This window comes from Wolbachia endosymbiont (group A) of Barypeithes pellucidus (genome assembly GCF_964030885.1).
GTDB lineage: Bacteria > Pseudomonadota > Alphaproteobacteria > Rickettsiales > Anaplasmataceae > Wolbachia.
On sequence record NZ_OZ034985.1, the window covers coordinates 149,816 to 169,082 of the forward strand.

Genomic DNA, 19,267 nt, shown 5'->3' on the forward strand with positions numbered 1-19,267 from the left:
AATGCAGACATCTAATATTATTGAAAAACTAAGCTATGAGGAAATATTTTCCAGAATGAAGGAAGAGTTAGTGCGTAGAGATGAAAGTTTTACAGCATTAGTAGAAAGTGACCCAGCGATGAAGGTATTAGAAGTAGCAGCATGGAGGGAATTGTTACTAAGACAAAGAATAAATGAAGCAGTAAAGAGTAATTTACTAAAATTTGCAACGGGAGAAGATCTTGATAATTTAGCTGAGTTTTATGGAGTGGAGAGGCAAAAAGAAGAAGAGGATGAACGATTTAGAAAAAGAATTAAAGCAAAGATAATGGGTTGGAGCACATGTGGGAGCAAGGAGTATTATAGGTATCATGCACTGTCAGCAGATAGAAGAGTAAAGGATGCGCTGGTTGAGTCAAAAGTGCCAGGAAGTGTAGAAATCTCAATTTTATCCACAGAGTTATCCACAGCGTCAGAAGAGCTACTAGAAATTGTAAAAAAGCAGGTTACTAGAGATGATATAAGGGTTTTAACAGATACAGTAACAGTAATTAGTTGCAATATTACGGAAATAGATATTCACAGCAGAATGAGCATAAGTCCTGTAATATCAAAGGAGGAAATCAAGAAGCAATTTATTAAGAAGTTTGAAGCAAGCAAAAGGTTGGGATGGAACGTAACAAGATCATGGATAATAGCGAATTTGTTTGTAGATGGTGTAGAAAACGTAGAATTAATAGAGCCAAAAGAGGATGTTGTGGTGCTAGGCTCTGTGGACAAAAAATATGAAAAGAGAGAAAAAGATGGTAGTTTAGCTTAATAGGTAAAAAATGGAGAAACTACCATATGCAATATTACATCAAAGAGGAAAATTGGAAACAAATTTTAGAGTTCATAAAAAGCGTAAAAGGAATGCATAGCAAAGATGAAAAACGTTTAAGAATATTCATAGAGGCAGTGTGGTACATAGTCCGAAGTGGTTGCCAATGGAGACTTTTACCAAAAACTTATGGTAATTACAGGAGTATACATAAGCGATTTAAAAGATGGTGTGAAAGAGATGTCTGGGAAAAATTGCTTGAATATACTAAACAAGAGCCTGATTTAGAAGTTGCTATAATCGACGGTACGATCATCCGAGCCCATCCATGTTCATCTGGATATACAAAAAACTCCAAGGATCAAGAAGCTTTAGGGAGGAGCAAAGGTGGCTTTACAACTAAAATACATGCGCTTGTCGATGCACTTGGAAATCCACTTAAATTTACTCTGACCCCTGGTCAAAGAAATGAGATTACACAAGCAGCAACATTAACTGAAAGTGTCTATAATACCACTGTAGTGGCTGATAAAGGCTATGACAGCAATGCTTTTGTTACGAGTCTTGAAAGCAAGGGATGTACAGCAGTTATTCCTCCGAAGCGTAATCGAAAAGTGCAGAGGGGTTACGATAAACACATTTATAAAGAGCGTCATTTAATTGAGTGTTTTTTCGGTAAAATTAAGAACTTTAGGGGGAGTGTTAAATAAACTGTGTCAAACCGCATTTTTAGTTCGACTCAATTTTCAATCTGCCAGGAAAGAAAACATCAAGTTGAGAGATAGTTAATGCCCAATCATGTACAGGCATCGTCCACTTTTCCTCTGCCTTCTTTATAGCACAATATACCTGCTTATACAAGGCATTTATGCTGGTAAATGAGCCTTTGGTCTTAGTGAATTTCCTAATTTGCCTATGTAGCCCCTCTATGGGATTGGTGGTGTAGATTATCCTCCTAACTGGACCAGAATACTTAAAATAACCAGACAAGTTTTCCCAATTATTCTGCCAAGATTTTATAACCATAGGGTACTTTGTGCCCCATTTTTCATCCAATTCCAACAGATAATTCTCGGCAATTTCCTTGCTTGAAGCTTGATATACCTTCTTTAAATCGCTCAAAAAACTCTTCGCATCTTTACTGGCCACATACTTCAGTGAGTTGCGTATCTGATGCACTATACACATCTGCACTTCCGCATTAGGAAAGACACTGTTTATAGCTGCAGGAAAGCTTTTTAGCCCATCAACGCAGGCAATAAGGATATCTTCTACTCCTCTTTCTTTGAGGTCATTTAACACTCCCAACCAGAAGTTAGCTCCTTCACTTTCAGCCAAATAAAAACCTAATACTTCTTTTTTGCCATTTTGATCTATGCCTAATATGTTATACATGCATTTACTTACGCAATGCCCGTCCTCTTTGACTTTAAAAAACATGCCATCCATGAAAACTATCGGATATACAGACTGCAGCGGGCGACTACGCCATTCGTTGATTACTGGTAGCAATTTGTCAGTAATACTTGATATCTCTGCCGCCGATATTTTGTGATCATAAATTTCCTCAACATGTGACACTATATCTCTATAGCCCATACCACTGGCAAATGTGCTCAAAATCTTCGTTTCAAGCTCTGGATGTAAGTTTGTTTGCCTTTTTTTGACTATTTGTGGTTCGAAACTTCCTTCTCTATCTCTTGGTGTTAATAGCTCTGCACTTGTACGTAAAGTTTTTGCATTTCTCCCATTTCTTCGATTATTCTCTTCGCTTTTAGCCGACAAGTGGTTTTCTATTTCACCTTCCAGGCTTACCTCCAGCAACTTTTTTATAAACGGTGTTAATGCTCCATCTCTTCCTGTCAACGGTCTTCCTTCTCGTATAGACGACAGGATATTTGTTTCTAATTCTTTATAATCTACCAAACCGGTAGTTCTGTTTACTACTTTCTGACTCATTGTCAAACCTCCATTTTTTTATATCAATTTATTACTTTTTTTTCGGTTTGACACAGTTTATTTAACACTCCCACTTTAGGCGTATTTTTTCCAGATTCGATAAAACGGCTGAGGTTTTTATGGGTTTTCTAAATTTTGTCGGGGCTCTTGTATGGCTTCTCTAAAATTTTGTCCACAGAGCCTAGGATGCAACAATTCGTTTTCATGTAAATGTGCTTCATCAAAGTATTCATCGCGTTCAACTGTTCTGCCGTCTATTAAAGAAGCTTTATACTGACCATTTTCTTTTGTGACCGCCATATAAGCACCACCATCATATTGAGTATTTAAGTTGTGCAATATATCCTCAAAAACAAAAGTTTCTTTAGTTTGACCTCAACTTGCTTAAAAAATCCTGATTCGCTCAATAACTCTCCAAGCTTTGTATTTCCGTCATATATAGACAGTGCACCCATATTTCCTTGACCATGAGCTTGCATAGAAAAAATCTTACCTTCTTGTAGATCAATATGATTTATACCTCTTATCAAGTGTGAATCGATATTGACCAGCCCATCTAATATTTTTGCTGCTTGGGAATTATTTTCAATTTCATCAACGGCTTTGTTTTTTAGTTGATCAAACTTTAAAAATGCTGGTCCGTATTTTGTATTTTCCTCATTACGTAACTCTTCAATAGTAATCTCTCCTTTATGATATTTTTGATACATTTCACCACGTTCTTTATTCAAATCACCAAATTCATCTACCTGATTCTTAATTTCTGTATCATATTTTGATAATACCCTTAAAGCCTGATTTTTATACTCTTGACTGTTTTGATATTCATTACCTTGTTGGTCAGAGTAAGTTAGTTTATCCTGTCCATCGGAAGTTTTTACTACCTTGAGGAAATGATATTCCTTTGATATATCAAGTGTATCATTTGTTGCCCTATTTATAGCACGAGCAACATCATAAAATGCAACGTGTTCTACAGGAGAAAAACTTCCAACGTTTTCTCCATCCATTTTTTCTATATTTGCTTTATAGTAGGATATGTTTTTAATTTCTCCACCCGCTATTTCTTGACCAGTTGCTATAAAATCTCCTTTTGTAACTTGCAAAGCGTTAAGGTGTTCCATTGCAGTTTCTGTATCATTCTCAGTAAGCCAACTTTTGAAGTCAGTATCGTGTCCTTTTATGTCTTTCAAGAAACTTTTTGACTCATCTGAGTTACCTTGACGTAAAGCATCTAGGTAGTCTCTTAATAAACTAGGATCTTTTTCCTGTAAGTACATTATCAACGCATGACCTGTTTTATAAACCAGGCTATTTGCTTCGCTGTCCTTTGAATATTCTAAACTTAAAATTTTATCTAAATCCAAATTTGCAGCTTCAGTTTTGTCGATACTTGATCCTTGAGAATTGAATTTATGATCTGAATGGTGCTCAAAGTAATCTGCAATTCCTTCCATTAATACTGTAGGTAGGTGCTTACCTCCTGTAGCCAAGTAAGTTAAACCATGTGCAAATTCATGCTGAAGATTATGAACGCCACCTTGCTGATAGACATACATTTCAGCAAAAACATCAGCTTCCCCTTTGTAGTAACATTTACCACCCTCATCTCCAAGGTAAGAACCGAAATGCTCGCTTCCGCCAAGGTGAGTGTAATCATCCTTGTCATCAAACATATAAATTTTAAATGTTTGTTCTGAGTTGCTGTGTTCTAACTTGAATGTATCTTTAAAACTAGTAGCTGTTTCTCTTATCTCACTTTCAATTGTTGCAATTTTACTTGCTCTTAAATTATGAGAATAAACTTCTACTTTAATATTTAAGTCTTCAACTTCTACAACATGTGGCGAATTAAACCCTTTGCCGTTATTGTTAAAGTATTCTTCTTTAGTTATATTTTTATTTATTTGTTGATTGATTGTCATAATTCTAACCTCTAATTTATTAACTCTTCAAATATAAGGTGATCTCTACTAAAAAAGTGTGAATTTTCATATTGGTATAATCTATATCTTAGTGAAAAAATATAAGTAATTAATTTAATATGAACAATATAAGATATAGCTTGACTACAAAAAAATCTAGATTCTAATATCACATTGAATAGGGTAAGAATTTAAAAGCAAATTGACTTTCATTCCACCAAAGCACTATACTAAAACCACGATGGGTAATTAGCTCAGTTGGTAGAGCACTTGCTTGACGTGCAAGCGGTCGCTGGTTCGAACCCAGTGTTACCCACGTTTTTGTTTATGAAAAGATTTTATATGACAGCAGTGCATAACGGTAAACACTCAGCAGCGCAGTCCAAGCGCTTAATCTATTCCATAATAATAGTTGCGATAACAATGTTTATGGAAATAGTAGGTGGAATAATTTCACATTCGCTTGCTCTATTATCAGATGCAGGGCATATGCTCACTGACCTTTTTGCCTTGGTTTTAAGCTGGTTAGCACATAGGTTTTCAGCTAAGAAATCCGATTTGCAGAGATCATACGGGTATCATCGGTTGCAGATAATTGCAGCATTTGTTAATGGTTTAACTCTATTCCTCATTGCAGTAATCATTATAATTGAGTCAATAAAAAGGTTTATTTTTCCAGTCAATGTTGAGTGGAAAGTAATGTTAATAATTGCTACACTTGGCCTGATCTCTAATATCATAGTCTTTTTTATATTACATAGTAAATGCGAAAGCAATATAAACATAAAAAGTGCTGTACTACATGTTATAGGAGATATCTTAGGTTCTGTAGCTGCTATACTTGCATCCATAATTATCATGCTTACCGGGTGGCAAGTGGTGGATCCAATTCTGTCAGTACTTGTTAGTGTAATAATTTTAAATAGTGGCTACAAAATTCTAAAGAATTCTTGCCATATACTTCTTGAAGGTACACCTGAAGGCATATCAACTGAAGAAATAAAAAGTAAAATTGTATCTAAGCTACCTGAAGTGATAGATGTGCACCACATACATGCATGGTCGCTGTCTGATAATTATTTTATAATTACCATGCATGCTAAAATAAAGCAAAATGTGCAGCACACCAATGTTTTATATGAAATAAAAAAAATATTGCTAGATAAGTTCGAGATAGCACACTCTACAGTCGAGATCGAATACGATGAGTGTGCGGATAATAAGATACTTAAACATTGACGTTTTAAATTATTATGCTATTACTAGAGTGCAATGATGTTAAAGGTAGGCTATGATAGGCATTTCTCAAATACAATTTCCTTCAAAGGAATCTAGCAAGCTAAAGTTTGTTAGTTATTTTGCAACTTTTGTTTCTTTAAGCATTATCACTAATCCCGTTAATGTTCTTTTTTCTCTTGGTACTATATTCTTCAGGTCTGAAATTAAAACTCTTTATATCTACAAAGAAATAAAAACGGCAAAACAGCAAAAAATGAGCAAAAGGGAATATTGGGAAATATTTTTTAAGAACAATACAATCAAGGTAGCAGCCTTCCTCTTGTTTTCTGCTTTCATAACATATCTAACTTTCACTACCACTTTCTTGCTTATTTCGTTACTGGGAACTATACCACTTACAATGCTATTAATTTTATTGCAGAGTGAACTAAGGCCAAAAGATTTTAACCCATTTACGCTGCTTAAAGCTTCTATAAATTTCTTTTTGGAAGGTATAAAAGAGAATTTACGTGGTATGGTTAATAGTTTTGATGTGAAGCTTGAACATTTACTGCCCCATCAATTAAATGATGATATCATTAAAAATATTGATAAATTAAAAGATAAGTATGGTGAAAAAGTATCCGAAGACGTTATTAATGATAGAGAATTTAAGCAATTTATTGAATATATAAATGATTTAAATGAACTTAATTATCGTCAATTTAGTGATGAGGATAAAGGAAGAGTAATTACATTTTTAAATGACTTTTGCAAAGATGATCAAAAGTATAGCTCCCGCTTTACAGGTGGACGGATTTTACTTTTAGTTCTGAAAGCCTGCAATGATGGAGACAGAGAAGCTGTAAAAAATAAAAAAGACGCGTTAATTACAAATTTGCTTGATAGCCAAACTTTCTCTAGAAAAGAGCGAATTCCTAACACTTGCTTCACCGGTATTATCTATAGAATGTTAAGCACGCTAGAGGGTATTCATCCTGATCCAGAAATTAGATTTACTCCTCCTAGGCAAATATTACTTCCAGGAGCACAAAATGAAGCACGTAAGTTCATGTTAGACAGGTTAAAAAACAAGAAAAACAATAAAGAAATTTTTAAGGCTTGGTATGACGTTCAAAATGGTTATGAAGACGATGAAAGTCAAAAAATAGTTGATGATTTTATTTCAGAAGTAAGTATTCCTTTAATGAGAAAATTATTGAGTATTACTTCTCAATATAGTGAACAAATTGTGCTGACGTTAATGAAAAATATTAGCTCTATAAAGTTAAATAAATTACAATGTTGTGAGCTGGTTCAGCACATGAGAAATAAACTGCAGGAGCATGGTTTAGGTGACCAAGAAAGTTTACTCGAAAACATCGGAAAAAAAGTATTCTTAGAGCTATTAAATCGAGATCTACTCGAGACAGATTTTTCTCTCAAGGATTCATCTTTGGATGGAGCTAAGAGAATAGCTGACAAAATAATAATAGGAGAAGTTGAGAAATTTAGGTCAGAAGCTGCTGAAAAGGCTAGGAAAGTTAACCCTATAGAAGCTCAAATAGATGCTACATTGCAAAATCTGTCAGCCTTGCCACGAGAAAAGAAGTGTTGCATTGCGTATAGCAGGCTAAGTAGCCAGTATAAAGATGATGAAAGAGAGATAATGGAGAACATCTTACTAAAAAAATTAGAGATAACGAAAAAAGAAATGAATAAGATGCTAGAAGAGAATGATATACGTAAGCTAAAATTAGCACTTGATGATGCATGTAAGAAAAGTGGAAAAAGCATGGAAGAAATGATAAAAAAAGTAGAAGAAGTAGTCTCAAGTCGTTTCTCGCATGAAGTATCTGTTAGTAATATAGCAACAGAGTCAGCACACTTATAAAAATTTATTTTCCTTACCTTGCAGAAGGTTCACAATATTTCTGTGGTGTTTTAGGAAAACTAGTGCTCCTATAACTAGTAATGTTAAGAACAAATTCCTCTGAAAAAAAAAGGACCATGCTACAGCTGTTGAAGTAGCACTGAGTGAAGCAAGGGAAGAGTATCTAAAGGCAAGAAAGACTATTATCCAAATTATTACGAATACTAAAGTAATATCAATGTTAAATGCTATCAGTATCCCTAGAGTGGTTGCAACGCCCTTTCCTCCACTGAATTTTAGCCAAATAGGAAACATGTGTCCTAAAACTGCTAAAATTGCAGATATGTATATACAAAGATTATCATCAAAAATTTGTTGTGCTATATAAACTGCAATGAATCCTTTCAAGGAATCCAGAAGTAATGCCAAAGCAGCAAGAAATTTATTTCCCGTCCTTGCAACGTTTGTAGCACCAATGTTTCCTGAACCTACTTCTCTTAAGTTTATCCCTTTTATTCTTGTAATGATTAAGCTAAACGGTATTGAACCGAGTACGTAGGATAGTATAAGGATTACGTACCGCTCCATCATTCTAGCATCCTCTCTCTTGTCATCCAAGTAGCTGACACTGGGATCCAGCGAACTTTGTTCGCAAACGAACCTAGTAGATAAATATAAAATTTTACATTAAAACATAACACTATGGTGGAACTATATACAAAATAGATCCCAGTGTCACGCACTGGGATGACAAGAAAGAGTTTTGGGATGACAAGAGGGAGTTTTGCTATGACAAGAAGATGGCACTGGAATGACACCATTAGTTGCACATGTTGCTTTAAAATATAAAGTTCGTACAATTGTGTGTCAGCTACTGGAATGACAAGAAGATGGCACTGAAATGACATCTGTTATTGTACCTTCATATGCCAAAATTTAATTAATTTTATTATTCCTCAGCCTTTTTAGGTAGCACTGAACTTCATCGTTAATCTGATTACTAAACAGTATAAGTGCTGTCATGTTGATAAGAGCTAAACAAGAGAATAAAGTTCCGCCAATATTAGCAATAGCCATTATGTCTTTAGAAAGGCCAGAGAAAAACGCCACAATTATTACCGCTATGCGATATATCACTATACTTTTTGCACCGAATAAATATAGCCACCCCATTTCACAACAATATACAAATGAAATTACCGAAGAAAATGCAAACAAAGGTGCAGCTATGGTTAAAAGTATAGGAAACCATGGAGAAACTGTCTCAAATGCCTTTTGAGTAATTAATATCCCTTCACCAACACTAGTCTGGTATGCACCTGTTATTACTATTGTTATTCCTGTTAAACAGCAAATTAACATTGTGTCAAAGCATGGTTCTATCATAGCAACAAGCCCAGTTCTTACTGGTTCTTCATCTTTAGTTGTTGCATGAGTAATTGAAGCAGAACCAACACCCGCTTCGCTGGCAAAGATTGCCCTTTGAATTCCAGCAACAAATGCTCCTACCATCCCTCCACCAACAGCATTGAAATCTATCATAGTGGAAAATAATATTTTCAACGTATAACCAAGGTTATGAATATTAAATGCAATAATAATAATACAACTAAAGATATATATAAGTGACATAATAGGCACTAGTGCAGAAGATACTCTAGCTATCCTTTTAATTCCGCCAATAATCACTAGAGCAAGCAGCGCAGAGATTATGGAAGAAAGAAACCAAGAGTGACCATCTACCCAACTTGAATAGCCAGATAATATTGAAACCATTTGGTTGGTTTGAAACGCTACACTTCCACCAAGACCTGATAATACAAAGAATACTGCATACATGGCAGCCAGCACAATACCAAGTTTTTTAAATCCAAATTCCTCCAGACCATTCCTTATATACTGAAAGGGACCACTAAACAATTGGTCCTGATCTTCTGTTCTATGTCTAAACGCCAACGTTACCTCAGCAAATTTTGCTGACATACCAAAAAAACCTGTGATCATCATCCAAGGCACCGCTCCTGGTCCACCCATTGAAACTGCAATTGCGACTCCAGCAACAGTTCCAAGGCCTACTGTGCTTGAAAGTGCAGTCATAAATGCCTGAAAATGCGTAATATGACCATCATGGTGATTCGTGTCATATTTTCCACATAAAATAGCAAACGCATGCTTAAACATTCTTATGTTGAGAAATCCAAAACGTAATGTTAGAAACACATAACCAAAAACTAGTAGAAGGATTATAAATGGCACATAAAGGATCTTGAAAAACAGTACTTCATTCATGAAATTATTTATTCCATTCAACACAGCATCATAACTTTCGTGAAAACCTGAAGCAGCGTACACATCATTAAACGATAGGCAAAATAACACCATACAAAGCAATCTATAAATCATGTTTAATACCCTTTAGAATTGTAATAAGAATCTATTGTATTCAAAACTTCCCTTCTCAGTAGATATATTGCAACAGCATTTGGAATCATAAGGTACATAAACAAACTGTCACCTAGATAAGATATAAATTCTATATTTTTTGACATACAACTAATATACACTGAAATCACTATAAGAATTTGGAACAGTATCAGTATTTTTTTATTGCCAAATAATTACAGCAAAGCAACTTCACAGTAGTAACAATAAGCTATTATTGTGGAAAATGCAAAGGAAAACATCATTAGCGGAAAAACTAACTTGCTGAACAAGGGCAAAGCTGTTGAAAATACCGAGCTAATTAATGTAATATCACCCACGTTATCAGTGCTGTGCATACCAGTGATAATTATCACGATACCGGTCAAAAATGAGATTAATATTGTGTCTATAAGTGGTGTAATCATTGCAACGCACCCGACTTTAATTGGATCTTCTTCTTTTACAGCTGAATGTGCTATAGCTGCTGTTCCGGTACCTGCTTCGTTAGCAAACACTGATCTTCTCACTCCGGCTATTAATTCGCTCAATACTCCGCCTCCTATAGCTGATTTATTGAAGATGTCTTGGAATATTATGGATAGAGCATTCAGCAAATTACTTCTGTTTACATAAATTAAATATATACACATACCCACATATAGCACTATCATAATTGGTGCTAAGCTCGTTGAAACGAAAGCAATGCGCTTTATTCCTCCCAATATTACAATAAAGACAAGCAGGGATATAATAATGGATGCGTTGTATTCTAGGAGGTTATTTGATAGTGCTGCTATTTGATTTGCTTGAAATGGTATACCGCCCAAAATCATTGCAATAAGTAGCATAATCGCATAAGTGAAGGCAAGAAATCTACCAGTTTTTGCAAATCCAATCTTTGCAAGCCCGTATTCCATGTAATAAAAAGCACCACCAGTTGTATTTTCAGAGCGATAAGTGAATGCAAGCACCACCTCGGCAAACTTTATCGACATACCAAGTATTCCAGTAATTACCATCCAAAAAACTGCACTTGGGCCCCCTATTGTGATAGCTATTGCAACTCCTGATATTGTTCCAAGACCAACTGTTCCTGAAATTACTGTTGCAAACGCTTGAATATGAGTGATTATGCCATTGTTACTGTTATTACACTTTAGATTGAATAGCGTCTGTATTCCATATTTAAGTAACCTAAAGTTAATGAATTTGAACTGGGCAGTACAAAAGATTCCAGTTGCAATTACCCAAATAATTATAAATGGAATGTTGAATATCTTTATATACAGAAATGAATTTAATAGTTCACTTATCTTCAAAATCATGCAGTTTTCTATTTTTTGTTAGCTAACGAGTTTTATATGTAAAATATATATAAAACCCAATGCTTATTGGAATAGTAAGCGTATACACTATACCTAAAATTGGTAGAGTCATCCAGGGCTTACTGATGAAAAATACAATAAGTACTCCAAAAAATGACACAAATATATAGGATAGGCTTTTGGGAATATAAATATATTTTGCAGAGAAAGTTGGAATGTGACTTACCGAAAAAAATGAAATGGCCAGAAAGTAACAAGCTACGTTTCTTGTGTTAAAAAATCGCTCTATGAGAAGTAAGTATTCACTCTCATGAGATTGAAAGGTAATAATTATTGGTAACAAAGAAAGTAAAGCACACACTGGAGCTGGAACACCAGAAAAGAAAAATTTTTCCCAGTATGATTGTTCTGAGTGTAGCGAAACATTGAATCTTGCAAGTCTTATTGATATGCAGATTACGTATATCATTACTAAAATCCAACCTATGACTTTGATTTCATTTAGCTTCCAAAAATACAAAAGAAATGCAGGCGCTGCACCAAAATTTAGAAAATCTGCAAAAGAATCAAGCTGGGCTCCAAAATCGCTAGTTGATTTTAGAATTCTAGCTATTCTGCCATCCATTCCATCTATTATTGCTGCAATGATGATAAAAATTACTGAGAATTCCCATTGTTCATTAAATGTAAATTTAAGTGAAGTGAGACCAGAACATAAACCCAATAAAGTTATAAAGTTTGGGAATAATTTAGTAATAGGTAAGAATCTACTGTTACTTCCATCGTTATTCATATAACGTCAAAAGTAAGCTTCTCTTGAACGTTTTCCTTATTTAAGTTTGCTATAATTGTTTCACCACCAATAACAGTTTGCCCTTCTGAAACTCTTACTTCTATATCAGCAGGAACATAAATATTTACTCTACTGCCAAATCTTATAATTCCAAACCTTTCACCTGCTTTCACATTCTGGGATACTCCTAAATTACAAACGATACGACGTGCAATTAATCCAGCTATTTGCTCCACAATAATTTCTTTTCCCTTTTCGTATTCAATCACAATAACCTGCTTTTCATTTTCATTACTAGACCTATTGCTCATTGCGGATACAAACTTGCCTTTTTTATAACTCATTTCCTTTATCGTACCAGATATTGGTATACGATTCACATGGACGTTCAAAACACTTAAAAATATGCTAACAAGCGTGAACTTCTTCTCTTCTCCATTTTCTGCCGATAAAGGATAATTAACTTCTTCAATTTTTGAAATCACACCATCAGCAGGACTTAATATAAGATCCTTATTGTTTGGCACAACTCTTGCTGGATCACGAAAGAAATAAGTACACAATAATGTCGGAAACAAGCACGTAACACCAAACCCCCAAGATATAGAGAATGCTATACACGTTACTATAAAGGAAACTACTATAAATGAATAACCTTCCCTATTTATATTAGGTAAACCAAAACACATAATCTTATTCACAATAACCTATTATTAACAACTTATCATCTATCACTTCTCATGAAAAGCTTTTTTTAAGAGGATTTGTACTATTATAGCTAAGATGAGCAAAAAAATAACCAATTCCAGCGTCACGCGCTGGAATGACAAGAGAGAATGCGTATTGATTCTAAAAATTTATATAGTCTAGATTAGAACACCGATTCTTCTAAAAGCTGCTCGCTATCTTCGTCTATTGTGATAGAATTATCATGATTTCTGAGTAAATCTCTGATTTTCGTTTCTATTTCATTTGCGACTTCTTTGTTTGTTTTTAGGTAAGTTTTTACATTCTCTCTTCCTTGTCCAAGACGTGTGTTGTTATATGAATAGTAAGCACCTGCTTTTTCAAGCACACCAAGCTTTGCTCCCATATCTATTATTTCTCCGAGTTTTGATATACCTTCATTGTACATTATATCAAATTTCGCTTCTCTAAATGGAGGAGCAACTTTATTTTTTACAACTTTAACTCTTGTTTCATTGCCTGTAATATTTTCTTTGTCTTTTATTACACCAACTTTTCTTATGTCAAGCCTTACAGAAGTATAGAATTTTAATGCATTTCCACCCGTGGTAGTTTCAGGATTTCCATACACTACTCCTATTTTCATACGAATTTGATTAATAAATATCAATATACAGCTCGCTTTTGAAACGGCAGAGGTTAGCTTTCGTAGCCCGTGACTTAGAAGCCTTGCTTGCAGCCCCATATGTTGATCACCCATATCACCTTCAATTTCAGCTCTTGGAGTTAACGCTGCAACAGAGTCAATAACTATCACGTCAACCGCGCCAGAACACACTAAATACTCAACAATATGCAACGCCTGCTCTCCAGTGTCTGGTTGTGAAATCACTAAATCATCAGTGCTTACCCCAAGTTTACGAGCATATAAGACATCCAATGCATGTTCTGCATCGATAAATGCGCATGATCCTCCTTTTTTTTGTGCTTCAGCAATCACGTGCAAGGCAAGAGTGGTTTTACCAGAACTCTCGGGACCAAATATTTCAATTATACGTCCTTTTGGCAAACCTCCAATACCTAGAGCCGAATCAAGCGCAATTGATCCTGTGGATATTGTGTCTATTTTCTCTACAGGGTTTTGCTTCAACTTCATTATTGCACCTTTACCAAATGCTTTTTCAATCTGGCTTATTGCGTTATCTAATGCTTTTTGCTTATCATTATTTCTTTCTTCTGAGTTGTTTGCCATGGATCATTTATTAACTTGTATAACTTCCATGATAATCGAATGTGAACAACCTGCCAAGGGTTTTTTAATAACGAAGAACGTTATCGTAGAAAAATTAGTTACCTAAATTATATTAAGATAGAAAGTTAGATAGACTCTGCAGTGCGATACAAAATAACGATAGAATATAATGGTAGTAGTTTCTCTGGCTGGCAGAAGCAGCAACATTCTGCTAATTCAATCCAGGAAGCCATAGAAAATGCTATATTTAATTTTAGTGGTGAGAAAGTTACTTTGTACTGCGGTGGCAGGACTGATGCAGGGGTTCATGCTTTAGGACAAGTTGCTCATTTTGATATGGAAAAGGAATTTGAGCTTTATAGAATAAGAAACGCAATAAATTATCATTTAAAATCAATTCCTATAGTCGTGCTCAATGTAGAAGTTGTAGATGATGCGTTTCACGCACGGTTTTCAGCAAAAAAAAGACATTACGAATACAGAATAGTTAATCGCTATGCTCCTGCCACCCTAGAGACTGGTTATGTATGGCAAGTGTTTAGCCCACTTGATGTAAATGTTATGCGTGAAGCTGCTAAACATCTACTTGGAAAACATGACCTTTCAAGTTTCTATTCAAAAGATTGTCAAGCTGCGAATCCGATAAGAACAATTGATGATATCGATATAATACAAAACGGGAGCCATATACACATCAAAATATCTGCTATTTCCTTTTTACATAACCAAGTAAGGATTATTGTGGGTACTTTAGTTGAATTTGGAAAAAATAGAACCAATCCGCAAGAAATGCTAAATATATTAAACCAATGCAAAAGAAACGCAGCTGGAGTTACTGCGCCGCCTTTTGGCTTATATTTGGTAAAGATAGATTACTAATTTAATAAAAAGTAACATGCTTAGTGAAATAAGTGTCATACCGCCGCAGTATCTCTAGATCCAGCTAACAAGCAGCGGGTGACGAGTTTAAGTTCTCATTGGCATCACTACATATAATGCACTTGAATCGTCTTCATCAGTGATAATTGTAGCACTATTACCATCGGCTAAGCTAAACTTACATTTATTTTTTATGCAAGATAGAACATCAAGCAAATAACGCGAGTTGAACCCTATTTCTATAGGGGCTTTATTGTAGTCCGCTTCTATGGATTCAGTTGCATCACTGCACTCTTGAGAGTTTGAATGCAGAGTTAGCAGCTTTTCTTGTAGTGAGAATTTAATGGATTTTACTTTATCAGATACAACAACGGAAACTCGATCTATAACATCTGAAAGTTTTTTACTTTCAATAATCATATGCTTATCTTGAGATACTGGAATAACTGCTTTATAATTTGGAAAAGTCCCATCTATTAATTTTGATATTAGAATATATTCGCCGCATGTAAACTTGATTTTTCTGTCTGAGAGTTTTACATTAATTTCGTTACAATCGTCCAATATTTTTAACAGCTCCATAACAGTTTTACGTGGAATGATCACACCAAATTCGCCATTGATGTTCCCAGGCTTTGGCCTCTTGATACACGATAAACGATGGCCATCAGTTGCAACGCAGTACAGAAACTGCTCATCCGTATGTAGATATATTCCATTTAAATTATACCTTGTATCATCTAGTGATACAGCAAATTTTGTTTTAGTTAATAAGTCTATCAAGTCCGTATTTAGTAGAATAAAATCATGTTTATAATTGTCTTCTTCAAGAGCAGGAAAACTGCTTGAAACTACATTCGGTAAAGAAAAGTTTGCATTTCCACAAGACATCAATAATTTTCCTTGGTTGTTTACTTCAAAATTGACATCCAAATCAGCGGGTAACTTCTTCACTATGTCATGTAAAGTATGCGCTGAAATTTTTACTTCTCCTTCTGTTAATACGGTCGCAGCAAGTGAGGCAAACATTGAAATGTCAAGATCAGTTGCCATTAGTTTTATGCTGCCGTGTTGTGCTTTGATATTTATACATGCCAAAACATCTATTGCATTACGCCTTTCAACCACTCCACTTACTCTGGATAATGTATTTAAAAGACTTGTACGGCTCACGCTAAAACGCATCTGCTCGCACACAGAATTTTGCTTTTTGATTTCTGTATCTACACCTGCAACCTCTGACATTACTAACTCTCAAAAATATATTTTAAATGATATCCGCATCCCATATAAAGTAAAGTGCTATTTATATTTCCATTGAAAGAGTAGTCTAGTTTATACTATAGCTGAGTATTCTGTTACAATAGTTTACTTTGTATGGCATAAATCATGCATTTTTTGATACGCTTTTTGAAACCCAAGTAGGGAATAAGTATCATCAATGGTTACTGTTTTTGCTTTTCCATTCACTACCATTGATAATCCCTGCTTCATTTTTAGAATGAGATCTTGATCTATTTTTGTATGCTCTGCCCACGCAAAACTTCCCTGTATTATAGGCAGTGTATATTTTATTTTTTTGTCGATATTGAGAGCCACAGGCTCCTTATCATACTGAAAACCAGAGGTAACGCTTACCTCATCTGCTTTTTTATCAACATAACTAACCATTACATACGGCTTGCGGTTGGTTGTATAATGTTCGCTTTTTTTTTTAGGATAGGATACAATATAACATACTTTCTCTCCATCTTCCAGTGCAGTATACACGAGCCAATCTTTATATTTTTCCTTCAATTGTACATCACTAACTGATGCAAAAGCGCCTATTGAAAAAAATATTAGAAATATAAAAAAACTACGCATGCAAACCAAATTTCAAACTTTCAGATTGTATATATCGTTTTACCTTGACCATCGCCTGCTCAGCTAACTGTCTTATTCTTTCTCTTGAAACACAATACTTTTTACTAAGTTCATCTAGAGTTTGAGTGTTTTCAGACAAATATCTACTGATAAAAATGTCTCTTGCCCTTTCGTTGAGGCTCGCTAGTGCATTGTTTAAAATTGTTTCTTTTAATTCTTTCTCTTCATGATTCTGATAGGTTACTTCTTGACTGACCAAGTTACATGGGATCATATCTTGCAACTCCCTTTTAGAGTCGTCACCTATTTTTATGCAATCATTTAGCGACTGATCCTTACAAGCCATACGGTAATTCATCTGCAGAACGTCTCCTTCGGATACAGAAAGCTCATTAGATATTGCTTTTATTTCTTCATTATTTAAAGTTTCTCTGTTTGTATACTGTAAAATTCTTTTTTTTATTTTACGTAAACTAAAAAATAATCTTCTTTGTGCTTGCGTTGTGCCTATTTTCACAAATGACCAAGATTTCAATATAAAGTCTTTTATTGAAGCTTCAATCCACCACACTGCATAAGTTGAAAAACGAAACCCTAAATCAGGATTAAACTTTTTCACTGCATGCATTAAACCCATATTCCCTTCCATGACCAGGTCCATCAACAATAATCCATAATTTTTGAATTTCATTGCAATTTTCACTACCAAATTTAAATGGCTGGTAATCAATTTATGAGCAGAAGAAATATCCTTGTATTGGTTCCAATTTTTTGCTAGTTGTACTTCTTCCTCTTGAGACAGCATGGGAAATTTTCGCACCCTAGCAATATATTGCATGAGATTGGTTCTGCTATCAACACATAAGCTTGCCATTGGGGTCAACATAACAACTTAAATTAAAACTTCATATATATAATATATTGATTTTCCAGCAAAAATTCAAGCTTTGATTTGAAAAAAGTACAAATTTTCCATCTAATTGGGATCTTAAAGACGATAAGCCCCAGCATCAGCTACCTGGGTGACACTATATAACATTGACATCCTGCCAGTGTGTAACGGTGAACGTTATAGCTTAAACACATAGCAAGTAGTGTTATTCCAGTGCCTTGACACTGGGATGGCTTTGTTGCATAGCAACCGAAAAAATCTGGTAGCTACTGACAAAATTCATTATAAATAACCATTTAACTGTTGAAGAAAAAATATGCCACAGAAAATGAAAGTCAGTAACCAAAACGAATATAACAAATTCCTTGAAAAAAGGGGAAATATTTTTCATTACATCGATGAAGCTATCGAAAATTGGTATGAAAATAGTCCAAAAATGCAGGGCGGCAACTATATTTACAGTGATAAAGTCGTAATTTTGGTGCATATAATTGTCAATCTTTTTAGAATTGGTTTAAGACAAACGGTGGGGTTTATAAAAGGATATCTGCAACAAATAGGAAAAAATTTGGCAGTTATCAGCTATTCACAAGCATCAAGAAGGTTTAAAAAACTTAATATTAAGATAAATGATTGCAGGGTTGATAAAAGCAACATGGAAAATATTGAAATTATCATAGATAGCACAAGTATCAGCATTTACAGTAACACTCCTGGCCACAGTAAGGAAAACAGTGCAGATAGAAAGTACCGAAGCTACGAGCAAGTAAGAAAGTTACATGTTATGTTAAGTGTGAATAGTAAAAAAGCTATAGCTGCAAGATACAGTAATGGCGTCTACTCTGACCACTATGGAGCTTGCGATTTGCTTGAAGAAGTTAATTTTCAGCACAAAATAAAAGCATTATATGCAGATAGGGCATACGATAGGCACAAACTTTATAAATTGTGTAAGAAATACGATATAAAGACAAAAGTTCTACCAAAAAAGGATGCAGCAGAACATTCAAAAATAGATTATATGTCTGACAGAAATGCTGCTATTAGGTTAATAAAATTATATGGACAAGATGGTGTAAAAGAGTGGAAAAAGGAAGCGATTTATGGAAAGAGATCTTACATAGAAGGATTTTTCTCAAGGTTGAAGCAAGTATTTGGATTTAGCTTTAGGAATAAATCTGAAGTAAATCGTGAAAAAGAATTACTAATTAAGTGCTATTTGCTCAACAAATTCACTGATATTGGTATGGCTAAATTTGAAATCATTACATAAATTTGTCGTAAATCATCACTGCTTAAGGTGCTATGCAACAAAGCCATTCCAGTGTCAAGCACTGGAATGACAAGAAGAGGACACTGAGATGACATTATAGGG

The 19,267-nt window shown here is 34.6% G+C and carries 15 protein-coding genes, 1 tRNA gene and 3 pseudogenes; 8 read left to right on the forward strand and 11 right to left on the reverse strand.

All coding sequences use genetic code 11. The annotated features are described in order from the left end of the window. The first annotated feature begins 1 nt into the window (after window position 1). Both ACQH1X_RS00850 and ACQH1X_RS00855 read left to right on the forward strand, forming a co-directional pair. Window positions 2–799: a baseplate assembly protein gene (locus tag ACQH1X_RS00850; RefSeq protein WP_425386287.1), complete on the forward strand. Its 798-nt coding sequence runs from the start codon at window positions 2–4 to the stop codon at window positions 797–799. A 26-nt stretch (window positions 800–825) separates the two neighbouring features. After that, window positions 826–1,509, forward strand: a complete 684-nt coding sequence (locus ACQH1X_RS00855) for an IS5 family transposase (protein ID WP_425385939.1) — start codon at window positions 826–828, stop codon at window positions 1,507–1,509. A gap of 19 nt (window positions 1,510–1,528) precedes the next feature. Here ACQH1X_RS00855 and ACQH1X_RS00860 read toward each other — a convergent pair whose 3' ends face one another. Continuing rightward, on the reverse strand, window positions 1,529–2,758 hold the full coding sequence (locus ACQH1X_RS00860) for an IS256-like element ISWpi15 family transposase (RefSeq protein WP_425385843.1): 1,230 nt from the start codon (window positions 2,756–2,758) through the stop codon (window positions 1,529–1,531). A 71-nt stretch (window positions 2,759–2,829) separates the two neighbouring features. On the opposite strand from ACQH1X_RS00860, the pseudogene ACQH1X_RS00865 reads away from it, so the two are divergent. Continuing rightward, window positions 2,830–2,922 (forward strand): annotated as a pseudogene (locus tag ACQH1X_RS00865) (IS5/IS1182 family transposase); the annotation flags it as partial. 19 nt (window positions 2,923–2,941) lie between these two features. Here ACQH1X_RS00865 and ACQH1X_RS00870 read toward each other — a convergent pair. After that, window positions 2,942–4,683 (reverse strand): annotated as a pseudogene (locus ACQH1X_RS00870) (peptidase M2); the annotation flags it as partial. Between the two features lie 243 nt (window positions 4,684–4,926). On the opposite strand from ACQH1X_RS00870, the gene ACQH1X_RS00875 reads away from it, so the two are divergent. From ACQH1X_RS00875 to ACQH1X_RS00885, 3 genes are all read left to right on the forward strand, one after another. After that, window positions 4,927–4,999 (forward strand) — tRNA-Val (locus tag ACQH1X_RS00875). 11 nt (window positions 5,000–5,010) lie between these two features. Beyond that, the gene (locus tag ACQH1X_RS00880) at window positions 5,011–5,922 is read left to right on the forward strand and encodes a cation diffusion facilitator family transporter (RefSeq protein ID WP_425386288.1); all 912 of its coding nucleotides are present in this window, start codon (window positions 5,011–5,013) and stop codon (window positions 5,920–5,922) included. Window positions 5,923–5,974: 52 nt separating this feature from the next. Then, a complete protein-coding gene (locus ACQH1X_RS00885; RefSeq protein ID WP_425386289.1) occupies window positions 5,975–7,795 on the forward strand; it encodes a hypothetical protein in 1,821 nt (606 codons plus the stop codon). Here ACQH1X_RS00885 and plsY read toward each other — a convergent pair. From plsY to recA, 6 genes and pseudogenes are all read right to left on the reverse strand, one after another. Beyond that, window positions 7,790–8,362 (reverse strand): glycerol-3-phosphate 1-O-acyltransferase PlsY, encoded by a 573-nt coding sequence (plsY, locus tag ACQH1X_RS00890; protein WP_425386630.1) that lies wholly within the window; start codon window positions 8,360–8,362, stop codon window positions 7,790–7,792. The genes ACQH1X_RS00885 and plsY overlap by 6 nt on opposite strands. Before the next feature lie 348 nt (window positions 8,363–8,710). Beyond that, window positions 8,711–10,177, reverse strand: coding sequence for an alanine/glycine:cation symporter family protein (locus tag ACQH1X_RS00895; protein ID WP_425386290.1), 1,467 nt, complete (start codon window positions 10,175–10,177; stop codon window positions 8,711–8,713). Window positions 10,178–10,179: 2 nt separating this feature from the next. Then, window positions 10,180–11,523: pseudogene (locus ACQH1X_RS00900) on the reverse strand (alanine/glycine:cation symporter family protein). 22 nt (window positions 11,524–11,545) lie between these two features. After that, complete coding sequence (locus ACQH1X_RS00905) at window positions 11,546–12,316, reverse strand: CDP-alcohol phosphatidyltransferase family protein (protein ID WP_425386291.1); 771 nt, start codon at window positions 12,314–12,316, stop codon at window positions 11,546–11,548. After that, window positions 12,313–13,005 (reverse strand): phosphatidylserine decarboxylase, encoded by a 693-nt coding sequence (locus ACQH1X_RS00910; RefSeq protein ID WP_425386631.1) that lies wholly within the window; start codon window positions 13,003–13,005, stop codon window positions 12,313–12,315. The genes ACQH1X_RS00905 and ACQH1X_RS00910 overlap by 4 nt, the downstream gene beginning before the upstream one ends. Window positions 13,006–13,187: 182 nt before the next feature. Continuing rightward, the gene (gene recA / locus ACQH1X_RS00915; protein ID WP_425386292.1) at window positions 13,188–14,255 is read right to left on the reverse strand and encodes a recombinase RecA; all 1,068 of its coding nucleotides are present in this window, start codon (window positions 14,253–14,255) and stop codon (window positions 13,188–13,190) included. Between the two features lie 141 nt (window positions 14,256–14,396). Between recA and truA the strand changes: the two genes are divergently transcribed. Next, the gene (gene truA, locus ACQH1X_RS00920; RefSeq protein WP_425386293.1) at window positions 14,397–15,134 is read left to right on the forward strand and encodes a tRNA pseudouridine(38-40) synthase TruA; all 738 of its coding nucleotides are present in this window, start codon (window positions 14,397–14,399) and stop codon (window positions 15,132–15,134) included. Between the two features lie 87 nt (window positions 15,135–15,221). Here the strand turns inward: truA and dnaN are convergent, their stop codons facing one another. The 3 genes from dnaN to ACQH1X_RS00935 form a co-directional block, all read right to left on the reverse strand. Continuing rightward, on the reverse strand, window positions 15,222–16,379 hold the full coding sequence (dnaN, locus tag ACQH1X_RS00925) for a DNA polymerase III subunit beta (protein WP_425386294.1): 1,158 nt from the start codon (window positions 16,377–16,379) through the stop codon (window positions 15,222–15,224). Between the two features lie 123 nt (window positions 16,380–16,502). Further along, window positions 16,503–17,000: an invasion associated locus B family protein gene (locus tag ACQH1X_RS00930; RefSeq protein ID WP_425386295.1), complete on the reverse strand. Its 498-nt coding sequence runs from the start codon at window positions 16,998–17,000 to the stop codon at window positions 16,503–16,505. Next, window positions 16,993–17,886 (reverse strand): RNA polymerase factor sigma-32, encoded by an 894-nt coding sequence (locus tag ACQH1X_RS00935; protein WP_425386296.1) that lies wholly within the window; start codon window positions 17,884–17,886, stop codon window positions 16,993–16,995. Before ACQH1X_RS00935 ends, ACQH1X_RS00930 begins: the two co-directional genes overlap by 8 nt. 322 nt (window positions 17,887–18,208) lie before the next feature. On the opposite strand from ACQH1X_RS00935, the gene ACQH1X_RS00940 reads away from it, so the two are divergent. Continuing rightward, on the forward strand, window positions 18,209–19,165 hold the full coding sequence (locus tag ACQH1X_RS00940) for an IS5 family transposase (protein ID WP_425385760.1): 957 nt from the start codon (window positions 18,209–18,211) through the stop codon (window positions 19,163–19,165). Window positions 19,166–19,267: the final 102 nt, after the last annotated feature.